The organism is Halobacterium salinarum DSM 3754 (genome assembly GCF_008124605.1).
GTDB lineage: Archaea > Halobacteriota > Halobacteria > Halobacteriales > Halobacteriaceae > Halobacterium > Halobacterium salinarum.
Genome location: NZ_VRYN01000002.1, coordinates 165,991 through 182,380, shown reverse-complemented (window position 1 = coordinate 182,380; position 16,390 = coordinate 165,991). Strand labels below are relative to the sequence as shown.

The following is a 16,390-nucleotide window of genomic DNA, read 5'->3' as shown; positions in this document are numbered from 1 at the left end:
GTTAGTTTTCAGGCCGCGCGAACGCGACGAAGCTCTTTTTCACGATGCTGAACGGATCGTAGATCGACTGGTGGCACTGACAGTAGATCTTGTCCTCAGCGCCCTCGTAGTTCGACGTGCGGAACCCCTGTGGCGCACAGCAGAAGTGCGTACACTTGTTGACGATCGCCATGACGCCCTGATCGGTCGCGGCCTCCAGCCACTCGGCGACCTCCCCCTCAGCGGACTCGACGCGGTCTTCGAGGACGGGACTGCGGATGATCAGGATCGGGATCGTGTTATCGGTGTTCTGGGACCGCCACGTCGCTTTCGCCGGCTTCCCGATGCCGGCGTCACCGTAGTCGTTCTCCCAGGTGTCGTAGTCGTCGAACTCGTCGATGTTGACTTTCCCACCGGAGGGCTGCCAGCTGTACCCGGCGCCCGAGAACCGGAAGTAGTTGTCACCGTCGTAGTCCGGGCGCAACCCGCCGTAGCCCTGCACGCCACAGTACTGGTACCAGTTGGGCGTGTACTCGATGCCGCCCAGCTCCATCCGGGCTTGCTTTTTCGTGCCACCGGTCTCCGTCTCGACCTCCTTGACATCCGGGAACACGCCCTTGATGTCGCCGTTGTCGTCGATCTCGATGGGGACCATCGGCATCCCCCGGGGTGCCGGACCGGCGGTGTTCTCGACGGCGAAGTAGTTCGTCTGCCCACCACCCGACCCCGTTGGATTGGTGACCGATTCGAGAACTGCCGTGCCGGCCGTCCCAGCGCCGGCCAGCGCTGCGCTTCCCACGACGCCTTTCACGAACCGGCGTCGACCCGAACTCTCTGGATATTTGTCTGACATTGTTATTTACGCTTGTACGGATACAGCGCCGTTTTGAACTGTTCGACGGTGTTCTCGAACATCGAGGTGCCGTCGACCTGGTCTTCGCGAATGTAGAGATCCTCCCACTTGCGGCGGCGCTTCTTGACGATCATCACGTCCGGCAGGAACTCCTTGCGGTACAGCATCAGGATGAACGACAGGTCGATGAAGACCGCCGCCAGCAGGAACCCGAGATACATGTTTCCGACTGGATCGGTGCCCAGTCCGGTCACGAGCCCCCAGGTGAACAGCCCGACGAGCAGCACCTCGATGACTGTCAGGAGCACGATCGTGATCATCGCGGCCGTGCTCTCACTGGCCGGCTCGTACCGGTGGATGTCGCCGTAGTTGGAGCCTTTCGAAGACATTATGGTTTGTTCGGGGCGCTGGCGTTCCGTGACTCGCCGTACTTCAACACGAAGAACGTGTACACCATGCTCAGGATCATCATGAGGATGGTGGCGATGCCCACGTAGTGGGCCTGAATCGGGACGCCCATCTCGTGGGGCGACCGCTCCACCGGCCCGCCGCCGCCGCTCGGTGCCTGGCCGTTCTCGTTGACGATCACTTTGCCTTTCATCCCCAGACTCTTGTGGGGGTCACAGACGTAGCTGTACTCGCCGGTCGGCCCCTCGAACGTATGTGAGTACTCGTGAGGGGCGGAGACGATCTCCGTCTGGGCGTCCCAGCCAGCCTCGTCCGGAACGCTGGTCGCGTGGACGTTGTGCCCAGTCGATCCTTCCCACACCCACTTCACGGTGTCACCCGGTGAGACGTACACTTCCGCCGGATCGAACACGTTCTGGTTGTTCGGCCCAACCTTCACCGTCTTCGTGGTTGCACCACCGCCGCCGTCACCGGACTCGCTGTCGCCGCCGGCGGCCGTCTCGTTGCCTGCTGTGCTGTTGTCCATCGCCGTGCCGTTGCCCGTGGCGTTTCCGGGTGCCTGTTGGTGTACGGCTGACGAAGACGAGGACGACCGCGCACCGACTGCTCCGACGGCCGCCGCGCCGCCAGCCGAGCCGGTTGCAATTTTGAGAAAGTCCCGCCTCTTCATACACGCTGAAATCAGGATGCGAACCGGATAAACCCACCGATGGCTCGGTGCCACTACGCCGCCAGTATCGCCGGCTTACGGGGTGTCTTCGTCCGGTTCGGCCGTCCCGGTATCGGCGTCGGTCTGTGGGACGAACGCCGGGCGGTCGTCGGTGCCGACACCCACCGACCGCAGCCGCGCCCGGAACTCGTCGGCGCGGAACCGATCCGAGAGCCGTGCGTTCGCCACCAACACCAGCATGAACACGCCGAACAGGACGAACCCCACACCCGCGATGGCTGCGATGATCCCGGAATCACCCAGCGGATGCAGCGTGAACGACGCGCCCGCGATCTCGCACGCACGCGCCGTCGACCCCGGCACCGAGACCGGTGGGCACTGCCGCACGAGCGGGTCGTACACGAACGGTGCGAGGAACAACAGCACGCCAGCCACCAGCTGTGCGATGCCGATGTACTGGAGCAGCGTGGTGCCGAACCCGCTTGCCGACTCCGGGATCTCCTGGGGGTCGGGCAGCCCCGCGTCCGCCGGCGGGTCGGGCGCATCGTAGCTGTCCATCGAACACAACGCAACCGTCGGCTTGACGTCGCGCAGCACGGTGCCCGACCCCTCCACGGTGCCGTCCTCGTAGACGACGGCGTACCCCTCGTCCGAGTACGCCAACACCACGGGCTCGCCGTCGATCGTGTCGCGCTCGACGACCGCGAACACGTCCCGCGTGGCCACCCGGCTGCGGAGGTCGTCGGCCACGCGGTCGAGCAACGCCCCGCCGGTGATCCACGCGTCCGGGTCGAACGCCGCCTCCCACTCGTCGGCGTCCATCTCGGCCATCTGTCGGGGGCCGAACTCCTCGAAGTCGTACTCGTCGTCGACCTCCGCGGCGATGTCGCTTGCGGTCATCGACTCGACGGACTTGTCGGCGTCGGTGTCCTGTGTCGTGCGATCCGCCGGCTCCGTTTCGTCTCCGCCGGCGCTGGAGTCCGTCATCGTCTGCGCGTTGCGGGGCGACGGAGTAAACGCTTCCGACCGACGGGGTGGCCGCGACCCGAACGCGTTTTGTCCCGCCGGCCAAAGACCGACGTATGGTCGAAGACGTGGCGGTCGCCACCCTCGCCGCGGCGCTGGTCACGCTCAGCTTTCCGTTCTACATCTACGGCGCGTGGATCATCATCGACGCCGACCCCGTCACGTGGGGTGTGCTGCGACACCACCTCTCGTATATCGTTGTCGGGCTGACGCTGAACACCGTGCCCGTTGTCACGTGGATGGCACCCCGGTTGCTCGGCCAGCTCGGTGGGTTCGCGGCGCTGCACGCCTTCTTCGGCGTGCAGGCGTACGCGTTTCTGGTGTTCGCGCTCACCGGGATCGTGCCGATCCTGCGCGCGAAACGCCAGTACAACCTCTACAACGACCCCGAGCCTAACCTGGAGATCGACGACATCCACGAGAACATGGGCGCCTGGCGGCTCCGGCTGCGCGCCGGCGTCGCGGGCTACGTGCTCTGCTGGCTGGTCGCCTGGGTGCTGGGCCTCGCCCGGTACGTCATCCGGTACCCCGAGTTCCCGTTTTAGGACTGATACCACGCGTACGCGCCCACCATCGCGAGGACGAACACGCCACCGGCGAAGAACACGACGCCGGGCGGGAGTGTCTGCAGCGTCGCCGTGACTGCGTGTCCGATCCGATCGATGACGCCGGGCTCGGTGGTGTTTTCGGCGGCTTGTGTGACTCGCTCGGATGCCACGCGCATCCTGGCACCGGGGCGCGGTGTACCCCCGGTGAGCAGCCGTTGGACGGCGACGCTCACCACGCCGAGGGCACCGAGCACGCCGAGCAGTCCGGCCAGCCGGCTGCGCAGCGACGGCGACTGCCCGCTGTCGGCGGCGAACAACACCAGGGTGTCGCTCGCCGGCGCGTACACGCTCATCTCCCGGCCCTGGGCGGAGTACCACGTGTCCGCGACCTCCAGGAGGTCGGCCTCGACGAGGTTCTCGATGTGGTAGCTCGCGTTCTGCAGGGAGGTGTCGACGCGGTCGGCGACGCTCGACGCCGTGTCGGGCTCCTCGTAGAGCGCGCTCAGGATCTCGCGTGCGGTCCGGGACCCGAGCGCGTCGAAGACATCATCGGCGGCGTCCTCCCGGATGTGAACGACTTCCGAGCCGTCGCCGCCGTCGACCGATACGCTGCCCGGGAGGAGGCGGTTCGCTGTCATCCACACGGACGTACGGCGGCCGGATATAAAACCGCTCGCGAGGCTACAATCCGTGTTTAACTCCCCTCTGGCGGGACCAAAACAGTCACCGAGCAGTCGTCACCACTCGCTTCCGTCGGCCAAGTCGATGTCGTGGTCGGTCTTCGACGACGGACAGATGTCCGCAAGCACGCACGCCCCGCAGTCCGGGTTCCGGGCCGTACACGTTTCCCGGCCGTGCGCGATCAGCCAGTGCGTGTAGTTCTTCCAGTGGTCCTCGGGCACGACCGGCATCAGGTCGGTTTCGATGGCTTCCGGGCGCTTTTTCTCGGTGATGCCGAGCCGCCGGGACAGCCGCTGCACGTGGGTGTCTACGACGATGCCCTGGGTCAGATCGTGGCCGTGCTGGAGGACGACGTTGGCCGTCTTCCGACCGACACCCGAGAGGTCCGTGAGGTCGCTCATGGTGTCGGGTACTGCGCCGTCGTGGTCTTCGAGGATCGACTGTGCGGCGCTTTTGATGTATCCGGCTTTGCTGTTGTAGTACGTGATCGAGTTCAGTTCCGCAGCCAGCGCTTCCTCGTCGGCGTTCGCGTAGTCCGCGACGGTCTCGTAGGTGTCGAAGAGGTGTTCGGTCTCGGCGTTGACGCGCTCGTCAGTGCACTGTGCGGACAGGATCACCGCCACGAGCAGCTCCATGCGTGAGGAGAACCGCAGCGAGATCTCCGGGTCGGGGTGTTGCTCGCGCAGCCGGTCGATGACGGTCCCGACCTGTGCGCTTCGCGTCTCCAGTCGCGTGCCCATACCACTGCCAGGGCGTCGACGCCCTTCGCTGTACCGGAACCACCACGGGGTGTGTCCGTGCGGTTGCTTCCGGGACGCTTATGCGCGCGACACCCCCGCATCGACGTATGAAAGCAACCGCGCGCGCACACCCCATCCAGGGCCTCGTGAAATACCACGGGATGCGCGACGAGTCGCTTCGCATGCCGTACCACGACTCCATCAGCGTCTGCACCGCGCCCAGCAACACCACGACGACCGTCGAGTTCGATCCCGACCGCGACGCCGACCAGTACGTCGTCGACGGCGACACGGTCACCGGTCACGGCGCGGACCGCATCCGCAGTGTGGTCGATGCGGTCCGCGACCGCGCCGGGTTCGACCACCGCGTGCGCCTGGAGAGCCAGAACAGCTTCCCCACGAACATCGGCCTGGGGTCGTCGTCGTCGGGGTTCGCGGCGGCCGCGCTGGCGTGCGTCCGCGCCGCCGGCCTGGATCTGGACCTCCCGACGGTGTCGACGGTCGCGCGCCGCGGATCGGCGTCGGCGGCCCGCGCCGTCACGGGCGGGTTCTCGGATCTGCACGCGGGATTGAACGACGCCGACTGCCGCAGCGAACGCCTCGACGCCCCCGCGGAGTTCGCGTCCGATCTGCGCATCGTCGTGGGCGAAGTGCCCGCGTACAAGGAGACGGAGTCTGCCCACGCCGAGGCCGCCGACAGCCACATGTTCGACGCGCGGCTGGCACACGTCCAGGGCCAACTCGCGGAGATGCGTGACGCCGTCCGCGCGGGCGACTTCCAGCGCGTCTTCGAGACCGCCGAACACGACTCGCTGTCGCTCGCGGCGACGACGATGACGGGGCCGTCCGGGTGGGTGTACTGGAAGCCCGAGACGCTCTCGATATTCGAGACCGTGCGGGAGCTCCGGGCGGACGGCGTGCCGACGTACTTCTCGACGGATACCGGCGCGACAGTGTACGTGAACACCACTGCGAGTCACGCCGACGAGGTCGAGGCTGCGGTCGCCGACTGCGGCGTCGACACCGCCGTCTGGGAGGTCGGCGGGCCTGCCCACGAACTCGACGAGCGCGACGCGATCTTCTGAGTGCCTCGGTCCACGACCCACGGCCTCGCCGGCTACTCGGGAGGCACCGACGACACCGACGGAAACGACACCACCGAAACCACGACCGCGAGAGCGGGACGTTCACCACGAGAGAACAGGTCGTATCGCAGCCCGGCAGATATCCCACCTGCGGCACGGGAAGCCTCGCCGTTTACCGCGAGGAGGATGTCACTTAGCCCGCAATCCCCCCATCACTGTCGACAAACAGGATGTGAGCACATAGAGGGGGATGATGCAAAACAACGCGAGCGCGAAGAGACCGATCCCCATCGTTATTGGCCCGTCACTCCCAGACGATGTCTGCAGAAAAACCACGACGACGAACCAGAGTACGAGCAACCGAACAATTTCGGGCTTGTTCATGTATGGATTACGTGATAGCGTGTTCATATTAAATCAGTTTCCACATAGCAGCGCAGCTACCTACCGCGGTTCACACCCTGTAGCGTATGATCTGTACGGTCGCCGTTCGCCGAATACGTCCTGTGCCCCGTGCGGCGTTCCGAACAGAGCTGATCGGTGTCGGCCGACTTCGAGCCGTGATTGCACTGTGCTGACCGCACTGGGGCCAGAACACACCGCCGATAGAAGCTTTCAGCACACGCCCCCAGCACGCCTATGCGGGAGCCGCCCGTTACGTCCCCATGGACACCACTGTCACCGAACTCGACGGTGCCCTCCTCGCACGCCTCGAAGCAACGGACCGCGTCTTCGAGGTGCGATTCGACGCGCTCGAGGTGACCGACGTGACGCTGCGGTTCCGCCACGACGGCGACCGGGTCGGCAGTATCTACAACGACGACGGCACCGACCGGACGATGGCGCGTCTGACGGTGCCCGGGGACTCGGATTTCATCGCCGTGGAGGTCCCGACGTCGTTCGTCGCAGCCATCGTAGACGCCGCCACGCGGACCGACCGCGTGGCGACCCCCGAGCGGCTGGCGGGCTACCGATTGCGTGTCCTCGACTGAGCGACGCCGCTCAGACGCCGGCACCGGTGGCGGCGTCGGGCAGGTCGGCGGGTTCGGCGTCGATGCCGAGCTCGTCTAGGGCCGCCTCCATGTGGCGGTCCGCGGCGAAGTCCGCGCCGTCGGCCTCACGGATGCGCTGGGCGGTCGCCAGCACCTCGCCCCGGCGGTCGTCCGGGATGTCGTACTTGTCAGCCGCCAGCTCGACGATGAGGCCGTTGTTGTCCTGCGTGTACAGCGAGCAGAAGATGCCGCGGTCGAAGACGTTGTAGCCGTGGCCGGCGTCGTCCAGCGCCGCCATCACGTCCTCGAAGTCCGCGGCCGCGATGGAAAAGGAGAGGTGGTGGACGCCGCCGACCTGCGTGCGGAGACGGTCGTGGTTCGAGGCTCGCTCGTCGTTCACGAAGACGGTGAGGATGCGGCCGTCCCCCGTGTCAAAAAAGAGGTGCGTCTGGGAGGGGTCGTCGAGGTTCGGCTGGCGCATCACCAGCGGCATCCCGAGCAGGTCGCGGTAGAACGCGATGGTGTCCTCGGCGTTGCTCCCCCAGATCGTGACGTGATCGGTGCCGGTCGTCCGGAACGGGCTGTCGGGGGCGTCCGCACTGACTGGGCTGTTGGTGTCCGCCATACCACACGTAGGCAGCGGCCGAACAAAAGCGCTCGCGGGCGTCCGCGCCACCCGGTGACGGCCGTGTCACCCAGCACCGTGTCTACTGACGCACCGGCCCGTGTGGCGCTTCGATGCGGACCGCCGTCCGTACAGCGACCCCGTGACAGCGCCACCGCTTTATTCAGGGCCGGCGTACCCGAGTGCGTGCAAATTGTCGGGTACGAAACCGCGCCAGGCGAAGGACCCGCCGCGCTTCGCGTCGCCGACGCGGGGACCATCGACCACATCACGCTGGCCCCCACCACCGAGCTGGCGTACTCGCTTGCCGACCGCCACTGCGCCGGCGTCGACCGCGGCGACGACGGCCACCAGCCTTGCCAGCGCCCCGACGCGCCGTACTGCGACGCGCACACGTCGGTCTGGCCGTGCGCGCGCTGCACGGGGCAGTGTAACAAACCCCTGGACGCCTGCGAGGAGGAACACGCCGTCTACCTCGCGGCGTTCGCACCGGACGTGTTCAAAGTGGGCGTGACCCGCTCCTGGCGCCTCGACACCCGCCTCCGCGAGCAGGGCGCGGACCGCGCCGCACACGTCCACACGGTCGCCGACGGGCGGCGCGCCCGCCGCATCGAGGCCGGCATCGCGGACCGCATCACCGACCGGGTGCGCGTTCCCACCAAACGCCGGGGGCTCGGTGCCACCCTCGACCGGACCGCGTGGCGCGACCTCGTGTCCGACTTCGACCCCATCGACGAGTTCGACTTCGACTACGGCCTCGATGTCGACAGCCGCCCCGTCGCGGAGACGATGCTCACCGGCACGGTCCGCGCAACCAAAGGCCGCCTGCTCGTCCTCGACCGGCGGGAAACGACCTACGGCGTCGACATGCGCGCGCTCGTCGGCCACGAGATCACGCCCGGCGCCGACGACCGCGACCGCCAGGCCAGTCTCACCGCGTTCTAGGCGCGTCCGGGAAGCCGGCTTTTTTCAATGCGGGCGGCAAACCACCCTGCATGGCAGACGACGACCAACCAGCAGACGACGCCGCCGAGGACGACGGCGAGGAGAAGTCCTTCCGCGAGCGCGTCGAGGAGATCCGTGAGGAGCGAGCCGAAGAGCGCGACGAGGGCGACGGCGAGGACCCCCGCGAGCGCATGGCCGACGCGATGGGCGGCGGTGGCGGCCCGCCCGGCATGGGCGGCGGCGGTGGTGGCGGGGGCAACCCGTTCGCGCAGATGATGGGCGGCATGATGGGGGGCGGCGGTGGCGGCCCGCCCGGCATGGGTGGCGGCCCCGGCGGCGATGAGTCCGGCGGCACCAGCGAGACGGCCGAACGCGAACTGGAGATGCTGCGCAAGGAACTGGAGCGCACGAACAACAAGCTCGACCGCATCGCGAACGCGCTCGAAGACTAACCGAGCAACTCGCGGTAGCGGGCCGCGAGCCGGTCGATGGCGCGCCCCACGCTGATGTCGGGTCTGCGCGCCACACAGTTCTCAGCGAGTGTGTCACGATCGTCGAGCGCGCGCCGTATCGCACGCCGAAACCCGGGGATGTCGCCGGCGTCGTAGTGGTAGCCGGTCGTCCCGTCGATGATCGTCTCGGAGAGCGCGCCCGCGTCCACGCCCGCAACCGGCGTGCCACAGGCGTTGGCTTCCAGGGCGACCAGTCCCTCCGTCTCGATGGGGCTCGGAAACGCGAACACGTCCAGCGCCGAGTAGAACGCCGGCATCTCCTCGCGATCCAGGAACCCCAGGAAGCGCGCGTCGACGCCGCGGGCGTCGGCCTCGGCTTCGAGGTCGCCGCGGGCGGGTCCGTCGCCGCCGAACACCACCGTGGCGTCGACGCCCGCGGCGGCCGCGAGCAGGTCCCCGAGTCGCTTCTCGTAGCCGTGGCGGCCAGTGTACCCGATCAACGGCTCGTCGGCGGGCAGATCGTGTGCCGCCAGGAACGCGGTGGGATCGGTCGGCTGGAAGCGGTCCGTGTCCACGCCGTTGGGCATCGCCTCCACGGGCGTGTCCACGCCGAGCGCCCGGACCTCCCTGCGGGTGCGCTCGCTCGGCGTCAACACGAGGTCGGCACGCGACAGGAACCACCGCTCGTATCGCTCGCTGGCCCGCCGCACCGCCCCAGTCACGGCGTCCGGCCCCACGTACTCGGCGTACTCCGCGGTGGGCGTGTGGTAGGTCGCAACCAGCGGCGCGTCGTTGCGGCGGGCGAGCCGGACGGCCGCGAGCCCCAGTCCGAACGGCGTGTGCGCGTGCACGACGTCGGCCCCCGCGACGGCGTCGGGCGGGCTCGGGAACGCCATCCGATAGCCGTCGTAGAACGGGAACGCCAGGCTCGCGACCGGGTGCTCGGTCTCGGCCGGCTCGTGGTCCGACGCCGGATAGACCACGGGCATCCGGCCGCCTCGCGCCTCGTACTCGGTGTGCCACGCAGACACCGTGTACGTCACGCCGTTGACCGTCGGCAGGTAGGAGTCCGTGAACGCCGCAACGGTCGGCAGCCGTCCGGACACACTACCCCTCCGTGGCCGCGACGGCCGACGCCACGTCGCCGTCACGCAGGCACTCGTAGATGCTGGCGAGCTCCTCGCCGATGCGATCGAGGCTGTGTGATTCCGCGGTCTCCCGCGCGTTCTCGCCCAGCCGCGTCCGCAACTCGGGGTCGTCGGCGAGGCGGTCGATGGCGTCGCGGAACGCTTCGAACGTCGAACACATGAGACAGTCCTCCCCGTCGGTGAAGAACTCTCGGAACACCGGGATGTCCCGGAGGACCACCGGCTTCCCACACGCCATCGCCTCCAGGACGGCGATGCCCTGGTTCTCCACTTTCGCCGGGAACAGGTAGATGTCGCCCGCGCCGAACGCCGCGCGCTTGTCCTCCATGTAGCCCGTGAACGTCACGTTCGCCGGTGGGTCGGCCACCCACTTCCGCGTGGCCGCGCCGGCCTGTGGCCCCTCGTCGTAGGGGCCAAACCACGCGAACTCGTGGTCGGTGGCTTTCGCCAACTCGCAGAACATCGTCAACCCCTTGCGCTCGAACACCTCGCCGACGGCGTACACCACGGTTCCGTCGAGATCGAACCGCGCCCGGGTGTCCGCCCGGAACGACTCATACCCCTGCATGCTTTCGAGGTCCACGCCGTTCGAGAGCTGTCGAATCGGGGCGTCGACGGGGTACGCCCGGAGCACGTCTTTCGTGTACTCGCTCGGGCACAACACGAGGTCGGCCTGCGAGTAAAACCACCGCAGGTACGGTTCGAGGGCGGGCGCGATCGTGCTCGACCCCCGGAACGACTGCGCGAAGTCCTCGCGAGTGAGGTGTGCGTGCAACACCAGCGGCGTGTCGGTGCGCCGCGCGTGGCGCGCGACCGCGACGCTTCCCGGCCCCACGAGGTTACAGTGCGCCACATCGAACGCCGTGAAACACGACCCGCCAGCCGCCAGCGAGCCGATCGAACGCACCGGATCGCCGGCCCGCCACGGCGTTTCAACTACCTCAACGTCGGTCGTTTCGAGGGCGGCCCGCTGCTGGTTCGTCGCGGTCACCATCCCGCCGCGAAGGGCCTCCGCCGCTTCGAGGTAGTTCAGCGCTCGCATCATCCGGTGGACGTACGCCGCCGCCGATAACCCTACCGGAACTGTCTTCAGCGGGCGTCGTCGACCTCCAGTATGGCGTCCATCGCGGCCGAGCGCATCGACCGCCTCCACACGCTCGCGCGGGCGGCGGCCCGCACCGGCGACGACGATCGCGCCCGCGAGTACGTCCGGCTCGCCCGCCGACTCGCCGAACGCAACCGCCTCACACTCCCACCGGCGTTCCGCCGGTTCACCTGTGACGACTGCGACGCCGTCCTGGTTCCAGGGCGCAACGCCCGCGTTCGCACCCGCAGCGGCCACGTCGTCGTGACCTGTGACTGCGGCACGCACGCACGATACCCGTACACCGGCTGACCCATGCAACAAGGTTCAAACAGCCCGGGGCGCAAGCACGCACACGAATGTCAGACGATCTGGCGACGAAAGCCCACGAGGCCGACGTTACTGTCTGGGTTGGGAAGGCCGGCATCGAGTCCGTTGTCGAAGAGCTTGCCGACCAACTCGACGACCGCGACGTTGTGAAAGTGAAGTTCCTCCGGGCGGCCCGTGGCGGCGACGACACGGCAGGGCTCGCCGCCGATCTCGCCGACCGCGTCGGCGCGACCGTCGTGGACGTGCGGGGCAACACCGCCGTCTACCACTAACACGCTGGCCCGCGGCTACGGGGCGTCCTCGTCGCTCACGTTCGTTTTCACCACGGTCGTTGACCGGTCGGTCACGCGCAACACCCGATCAGTCACGCTCCCGAGCAGCGACCGGTACTCGTCCGAGCGCCGCTTCGTCCCCAGGATCACGATGTCCGCGTCGACCTCGTCGGCGACAGTCACGATCTCGTCGGCCGGGCTGCCGTACAACACCGCCGTCTCGATGGTGACGCCCGCGGCGTCGGCGCGTTCGGCCAGCGCACCCAAGACGCTGTTGCCGTACTCGGTCAGGCCGTGGGCCGGCCCCTCGGCGGTGTCGACGTACTCGTCGCCGCTGTACGCCGTGGTCACCGCCTCGTCGACGACGTACACCGCGTGCAGCGTCGCGTCCATCGCCGCCGCGAGGTTGAGCGCGTGCGTCTCCGCGTTCTCGGACGCCACGCCGCCGTTCGTTGCGAGGCACACTCGATCGTACATAGCAACGCCTGCCACGCCACGGACAATAAATCCGCCCGCTGTTCCCGGCGACCGGGAGCCGTCGCTGTTCGGCTCCGAATACGGTATGAATGAGTGGACAGTCGGGGTAGCCCGGCGTTCCCGGCCGGGTAGTCCCGGTCGCCTTCTCCACCCCGCGACCCGTCGAGCGACGGGCGTTCGGTGGTCCGCTGCTCACTTCCGTGCCTGGCGGGTTGCCACCGTCGAACCACGACGGAACGCCCCTGCGGGCGCACGCCGCGGACCGCCGTCCCCGACGGACGAGGCTTCCACGTTGGCTTCCGGGGCCCGACCGCGGCGGTCGGACGCGCCCGGTGTTCGGCCCCCGCTGATGACTGTCTCACGGGTGTCGGGCGGAGCCAAACCGCCCGGCCTAGTCCATCTCATCCTACCCGGGTCGTTCTTAAGGGCCTTTCGGGTTCGAGAAAATGATACTTGCTACCGTGTCTCGCGTTAGCACTTTACAGAAGTCCGTCGTGTCCCCGAGTATGTCCGCGCTACCGAACCACTACGAGACCCTCCGCGAGGGCTGGGACGCGGCCGTCGACGCGTACACGGACTCCCTCGCTGCCCCCTCCCGAGCGTGGCCGTCGGAGGGGAAACGATCAACCCACAGGGGCTGTTAATCGGCTGTATGGGATTCGGTTCAACCGCGAAGAAACTCCAAAAAGTCACCGACCTCGCGGACAACCTCTACGAGCGCTTCGAACAACTCCGCCAGCAAGTCAGCGACCTCACCGGCACGGTCGAGGAGACCAACGACCGGGTTGCAGCCCTCGAGACGGAACTCACCGAGCAGCGCGCGATCATCGACGCCATCGCCGCCGAGCACGACATCGACGTCGCGGCGGTCGCCCCAGCCACGGACTCGCCCCAGGACGACGCCGGCAACCCGGACCCGGATGCCAACGACTAAACGCCACAGCCAGAAACCCCCGTACAGATGACGACCCACGACAGACCCCTTGACTCGGTGCTGGACACCGTCGGTGAAACGCCGCTCGTGCGCGTGCAGGCCGCGCCCGATGACGTCCCCGTGTACGCGAAACTGGAATCGTTCAACCCCGGGGCCAGCATCAAAGACCGCATCGGCACGTACATGATCGAACAGATGCTCGCCTCCGGCGAGCTCCCCGAGGGCGGCACCATCATCGAGCCGACCGCCGGCAACACCGGCGTCGGGTTCGCGGTGGCCGCCAGCCAACTCGGCATCGACGCCGTCTTCGTCGTGCCGGAGCGGTTCAGTCTCGAAAAACAACAGCTGATGCGCGCGCTCGGCGCGGACGTGGTCAACACACCCACCGACGACGGCATGGGTGGCGCGATCCAGCGCGCCCACGACCTCGCCGCCGAGCGCGAGGACGCCATCGTCCCCCAGCAGTTCTCCAACCCCCTGAACGCCGAAGCCCACTACGAGACCACCGGCCCCGAGATCTACCACGCGCTCGACGGTGCTGTCGGCGCGTTCGTCGCCGGCTGTGGCACGGCCGGCACCCTGATGGGCACCAGCCGGTTCCTCCGCGACCAGATCTCGGCGCTACACGTCACGGCCGTCGAACCGGAAGGGTCGATGTACGCCTCGGCCGCCGGGGCCGACGTCTCCGAAGGCGAGTACAAGACCGAGGGCATCGGCACCCACGACCCGTCGACCAGCGAGCTGTTCGACCCCGAGTTCGTCGACGACGTCACCCAGATCCCCGACGAGGACACGCACGCCGAAATGCAGCGCCTCGCCGCCGAGGAAGCCCAACTGGTCGCGTCCAGCGCCGCCGCGAACAGTCTCGCCGCCATCGATGTCGCCGAGCGCGCCGCCGCCGGACACATCGACCTCCCACACGACTGCGTGGTCACTGTGTTCCCGGACTCAAGCGAGCGCTACCTCTCGAAGGGGCTCTACGGCGACTACGAGGAGTGGGAGGGCTGACGCCGCCCCCTACGGTGCCACCAGGCGCTGGTGGTCGACTTTGATACAGCTGTTCGACACCACCCGAAGGCCGGCCGCCGCGGCGCGCTCCTCGGCGTCGGCGTGCTGGATGCCGACCTGCAGCCAGACGGCGCCGACGTCGTCGCGCGCGATCGCAGCGTCGACGATCCCCGGCACCTCCTCGCGGGGCCGGAACACGTCCACGACATCGACCCGCTGGTCGATCTCGGCGAGCGAGTCGGCCGCCGCATGTCCGAGTACGCGCTCGGCGTACGGGTTGACCGGCACCACCGTGTAGCCGTGCGCGTCGAGATACGCGGGCACCTCGTGGGCGGGTTTCCCGGGCGTCGCCGAACACCCGACGACCGCGATCGTTTCGGCGTCCAGGACTGCCCTGCGCTCGCTGTCGGTGTTGCCTGCCATTCCACCGGCGTACGGCTACCGCGCCGATAAACCTATAGCTCCCGCCACGACGTGTCGTCACCGACGCCCAGTACCCGCGCCCGAAACCCGCCGTCGTGCTCCTGGATGGTGATCACACCGTCGAACAACTGCTTGAGCGTGCTCACGGTCTTGGCGTCGTGAGCTGCCCCGTCAACGGTGAACAGCCCCAGGGCGTCCGCGGACTGCACGCGCCCGGTGAACACGTGCAGGAACCGGAACACGGTCTGCAGGTCGGAGTACATCAACAACGTCGACAACGAATGCAGCAGGATCCGATTGCGGGTGCTGTCGCGTTGCTCGTAGAGGCGCTGTAACAGCTCCGACAGCTCGATCCCGATCCCGGTCAGATCGTTCGGCGAGGACGCGTACCGCACCAACTCCGCGTCGCGCCGCTCACCCCCCATTCCTTGTTGTTTTGTCACACAATCGACGACGCCGAGCGTCGCAGTCTCGGCGTCGCCGACGCCATCGAAGGCATCGATCACGCGGTTGGCACTATCCTTGGTCGAGACGACAAGCGCGCTCTCGCCGGCGTCGGTTCCGGCCGCAAGCACCCGGAACCCGAGATCGCGCTTCCCACTCATCGCTGGTCCCTCCACAAGGAGGTTTGTCCCCTCCGACACGTCGACGCCGGAGAACGCGGCGCCTAACTCGTACATAGTATCATCACCTCCCAACGGTAGTCAGGGGCGGCCCCACAGGCCACCCAGCTCCCCCGTTCTTGCCTGCGTCTACTGTGTCCTGTGGCGGTTATATTCCTTTTGATTAGGCTGTTATGGCGTGACAAGACGCCCGACGACGAACGCCGCCGCGGCGAGCAACTGTCCGCGCTTCAACAGCCGCTGACCGGCGGCTGGGTCCGTGTAACTCCGGGCTGCCGCCACCACCATCACGACCACGCCCGGACACACGGCCACCAGATACCACCACCCGAACACGCCCACGAGATACGGCACCGGACTCGCCGCCGCTGCGCCCACGACGAACACCGCACTGACCGCCAGCGCGCGCTGGTGCCCCACCACCACCGGCAGCGTCCGCAAGCCCGCCGCCCGATCACCAGCCAGGTCCTCGACGTCCTTGATGACCTCGCGGGCGAACGTCGACAGCGCCGCCAACGCCGCCAACACACCGCCCGCAAGCGGACTGCCGACCGCCGCCGCCCCGAACACGAACGTGCTGCCGCCGAGGTACGCCACCAGCGCGTTTCCCGCACCCGGCCGTCCCTTCAAATACTGCGTGTACGTCAGCAACCCGGCCAGGTTCAGTGCCGCGATGCAGACCGCAAGCACCGGCAGCGTCGCCGCCAACGCGGCCGCCCCCACGAACAACACGACGCTGTACGCCAGCGCCCCCCGCGGCGACACCGCACCCCGGGGGATCGCGCGGTCGGGATCGTTGATCCGGTCGACCTCGCGGTCGAAGTAATCGTTGATCGCGTTCCCGCCCGCCGTCGCCAGCCAGGTCGCCCCCACCGCAGCGCCGGTCGCCGCCGGCCGCCCGACGGCACCGCCCGCAACGAACGCCCCGATGAACGTCAACGCCCCCGCCGCCAGCGTGTTCACTGGCCGCGCCAACTCAACCAGCCCGCGCCCGGTCTCCACGCCCGTCCCCATGCGTCGTATCCGCGAGTGGAGCCCACAAAAACCGAGCGAAACCACTGCCCCAGCCACACCGCATCCGTCCCCG

The 16,390-nt window shown here is 67.8% G+C and carries 23 protein-coding genes and 1 other RNA gene; 10 read left to right on the top strand and 14 right to left on the bottom strand.

The genetic code is table 11. The annotated features are described in order from the left end of the window. Position 1 precedes the first annotated feature (1 nt). From APQ99_RS06025 to APQ99_RS06010, 4 genes are all read right to left on the bottom strand, one after another. Positions 2-838: a ubiquinol-cytochrome c reductase iron-sulfur subunit gene (locus APQ99_RS06025; protein ID WP_173362412.1), complete on the bottom strand. Its 837-nt coding sequence runs from the start codon at positions 836-838 to the stop codon at positions 2-4. Then, the gene (locus APQ99_RS06020; RefSeq protein WP_010902394.1) at positions 835-1,221 is read right to left on the bottom strand and encodes a DUF7318 family protein; all 387 of its coding nucleotides are present in this window, start codon (positions 1,219-1,221) and stop codon (positions 835-837) included. The genes APQ99_RS06025 and APQ99_RS06020 overlap by 4 nt, the downstream gene beginning before the upstream one ends. Continuing rightward, positions 1,221-1,910: a plastocyanin/azurin family copper-binding protein gene (locus APQ99_RS06015; RefSeq protein ID WP_010902395.1), complete on the bottom strand. Its 690-nt coding sequence runs from the start codon at positions 1,908-1,910 to the stop codon at positions 1,221-1,223. The genes APQ99_RS06020 and APQ99_RS06015 overlap by 1 nt, the downstream gene beginning before the upstream one ends. 75 nt (positions 1,911-1,985) lie before the next feature. Beyond that, the gene (locus APQ99_RS06010; RefSeq protein WP_010902396.1) at positions 1,986-2,897 is read right to left on the bottom strand and encodes a DUF7319 domain-containing protein; all 912 of its coding nucleotides are present in this window, start codon (positions 2,895-2,897) and stop codon (positions 1,986-1,988) included. Positions 2,898-2,992: 95 nt separating this feature from the next. On the opposite strand from APQ99_RS06010, the gene APQ99_RS06005 reads away from it, so the two are divergent. Continuing rightward, entirely contained in the window at positions 2,993-3,481 is a 489-nt protein-coding gene (locus APQ99_RS06005) for a DUF7321 family protein (RefSeq protein WP_010902397.1), read from the top strand. On the opposite strand, the gene APQ99_RS06000 is transcribed toward APQ99_RS06005, so the two are convergent. Further along, positions 3,478-4,122 carry an ArsR/SmtB family transcription factor gene (locus APQ99_RS06000; protein ID WP_010902398.1) on the bottom strand — a complete coding sequence of 215 codons (645 nt, stop codon included), beginning with the start codon at positions 4,120-4,122 and terminating at the stop codon, positions 3,478-3,480. The two genes, APQ99_RS06005 and APQ99_RS06000, sit on opposite strands and share 4 nt — an antisense overlap. A gap of 99 nt (positions 4,123-4,221) precedes the next feature. Then, positions 4,222-4,905 (bottom strand): endonuclease III, encoded by a 684-nt coding sequence (gene nth / locus APQ99_RS05995; RefSeq protein WP_010902399.1) that lies wholly within the window; start codon positions 4,903-4,905, stop codon positions 4,222-4,224. A 107-nt stretch (positions 4,906-5,012) separates the two neighbouring features. Between nth and mvaD the strand changes: the two genes are divergently transcribed. Then, the gene (mvaD, locus tag APQ99_RS05990; RefSeq protein WP_012289187.1) at positions 5,013-5,990 is read left to right on the top strand and encodes a phosphomevalonate decarboxylase MvaD; all 978 of its coding nucleotides are present in this window, start codon (positions 5,013-5,015) and stop codon (positions 5,988-5,990) included. A gap of 665 nt (positions 5,991-6,655) precedes the next feature. After that, positions 6,656-6,982, top strand: a complete 327-nt coding sequence (locus APQ99_RS05980) for a hypothetical protein (protein WP_010902401.1) — start codon at positions 6,656-6,658, stop codon at positions 6,980-6,982. Between the two features lie 10 nt (positions 6,983-6,992). On the opposite strand, the gene APQ99_RS05975 is transcribed toward APQ99_RS05980, so the two are convergent. Further along, on the bottom strand, positions 6,993-7,607 hold the full coding sequence (locus tag APQ99_RS05975) for a VOC family protein (protein ID WP_010902402.1): 615 nt from the start codon (positions 7,605-7,607) through the stop codon (positions 6,993-6,995). A 186-nt stretch (positions 7,608-7,793) separates the two neighbouring features. Between APQ99_RS05975 and APQ99_RS05970 the strand changes: the two genes are divergently transcribed. Together APQ99_RS05970 and APQ99_RS05965 are read left to right on the top strand one after the other, a co-directional pair. Continuing rightward, complete coding sequence (locus tag APQ99_RS05970) at positions 7,794-8,552, top strand: DUF2797 domain-containing protein (RefSeq protein WP_012289189.1); 759 nt, start codon at positions 7,794-7,796, stop codon at positions 8,550-8,552. Between the two features lie 50 nt (positions 8,553-8,602). Next, entirely contained in the window at positions 8,603-9,004 is a 402-nt protein-coding gene (locus APQ99_RS05965; protein WP_010902404.1) for a hypothetical protein, read from the top strand. On the opposite strand, the gene APQ99_RS05960 is transcribed toward APQ99_RS05965, so the two are convergent. Together APQ99_RS05960 and APQ99_RS05955 are read right to left on the bottom strand one after the other, a co-directional pair. Further along, on the bottom strand, positions 9,001-10,110 hold the full coding sequence (locus tag APQ99_RS05960; RefSeq protein WP_012289190.1) for a glycosyltransferase: 1,110 nt from the start codon (positions 10,108-10,110) through the stop codon (positions 9,001-9,003). The two genes, APQ99_RS05965 and APQ99_RS05960, sit on opposite strands and share 4 nt — an antisense overlap. 1 nt (position 10,111) lies before the next feature. Continuing rightward, positions 10,112-11,245, bottom strand: a complete 1,134-nt coding sequence (locus APQ99_RS05955) for a glycosyltransferase family 4 protein (protein ID WP_227970944.1) — start codon at positions 11,243-11,245, stop codon at positions 10,112-10,114. Between the two features lie 21 nt (positions 11,246-11,266). Between APQ99_RS05955 and APQ99_RS05950 the strand changes: the two genes are divergently transcribed. After that, positions 11,267-11,548: a ribonuclease P protein component 4 gene (locus APQ99_RS05950; RefSeq protein WP_010902407.1), complete on the top strand. Its 282-nt coding sequence runs from the start codon at positions 11,267-11,269 to the stop codon at positions 11,546-11,548. A gap of 47 nt (positions 11,549-11,595) precedes the next feature. Then, positions 11,596-11,838: a YhbY family RNA-binding protein gene (locus APQ99_RS05945; protein ID WP_010902408.1), complete on the top strand. Its 243-nt coding sequence runs from the start codon at positions 11,596-11,598 to the stop codon at positions 11,836-11,838. A 15-nt stretch (positions 11,839-11,853) separates the two neighbouring features. Here APQ99_RS05945 and APQ99_RS05940 read toward each other — a convergent pair whose 3' ends face one another. Further along, positions 11,854-12,315 carry a universal stress protein gene (locus APQ99_RS05940; RefSeq protein ID WP_136361094.1) on the bottom strand — a complete coding sequence of 154 codons (462 nt, stop codon included), beginning with the start codon at positions 12,313-12,315 and terminating at the stop codon, positions 11,854-11,856. A 91-nt stretch (positions 12,316-12,406) separates the two neighbouring features. Next, an RNA gene (gene ffs, locus APQ99_RS05935) (signal recognition particle sRNA) lies at positions 12,407-12,717 on the bottom strand. Positions 12,718-12,821: 104 nt separating this feature from the next. Between ffs and APQ99_RS12540 the strand changes: the two genes are divergently transcribed. From APQ99_RS12540 to APQ99_RS05925, 3 genes are read left to right on the top strand one after another with little or no spacing between them, the layout of a single operon-like run. Next, positions 12,822-12,959 (top strand): hypothetical protein, encoded by a 138-nt coding sequence (locus tag APQ99_RS12540; protein WP_157849920.1) that lies wholly within the window; start codon positions 12,822-12,824, stop codon positions 12,957-12,959. Positions 12,960-12,967: 8 nt separating this feature from the next. After that, positions 12,968-13,249 (top strand): DUF5798 family protein, encoded by a 282-nt coding sequence (locus APQ99_RS05930; protein ID WP_010902410.1) that lies wholly within the window; start codon positions 12,968-12,970, stop codon positions 13,247-13,249. A gap of 27 nt (positions 13,250-13,276) precedes the next feature. Continuing rightward, positions 13,277-14,257: a PLP-dependent cysteine synthase family protein gene (locus tag APQ99_RS05925; protein ID WP_012289191.1), complete on the top strand. Its 981-nt coding sequence runs from the start codon at positions 13,277-13,279 to the stop codon at positions 14,255-14,257. Positions 14,258-14,266: 9 nt separating this feature from the next. Here APQ99_RS05925 and APQ99_RS05920 read toward each other — a convergent pair whose 3' ends face one another. The 3 genes from APQ99_RS05920 to APQ99_RS05910 all read right to left on the bottom strand — a co-directional run bounded on the left by APQ99_RS05920 (position 14,267) and on the right by APQ99_RS05910 (position 16,317). Next, a complete protein-coding gene (locus APQ99_RS05920) occupies positions 14,267-14,680 on the bottom strand; it encodes a CoA-binding protein (protein ID WP_010902412.1) in 414 nt (137 codons plus the stop codon). 32 nt (positions 14,681-14,712) lie between these two features. Beyond that, positions 14,713-15,360 carry an RAD55 family ATPase gene (locus APQ99_RS05915; RefSeq protein WP_010902413.1) on the bottom strand — a complete coding sequence of 216 codons (648 nt, stop codon included), beginning with the start codon at positions 15,358-15,360 and terminating at the stop codon, positions 14,713-14,715. A gap of 114 nt (positions 15,361-15,474) precedes the next feature. Further along, positions 15,475-16,317: a geranylgeranylglycerol-phosphate geranylgeranyltransferase gene (locus APQ99_RS05910; protein ID WP_010902414.1), complete on the bottom strand. Its 843-nt coding sequence runs from the start codon at positions 16,315-16,317 to the stop codon at positions 15,475-15,477. Between the last annotated feature and the right edge of the window lie 73 nt (positions 16,318-16,390).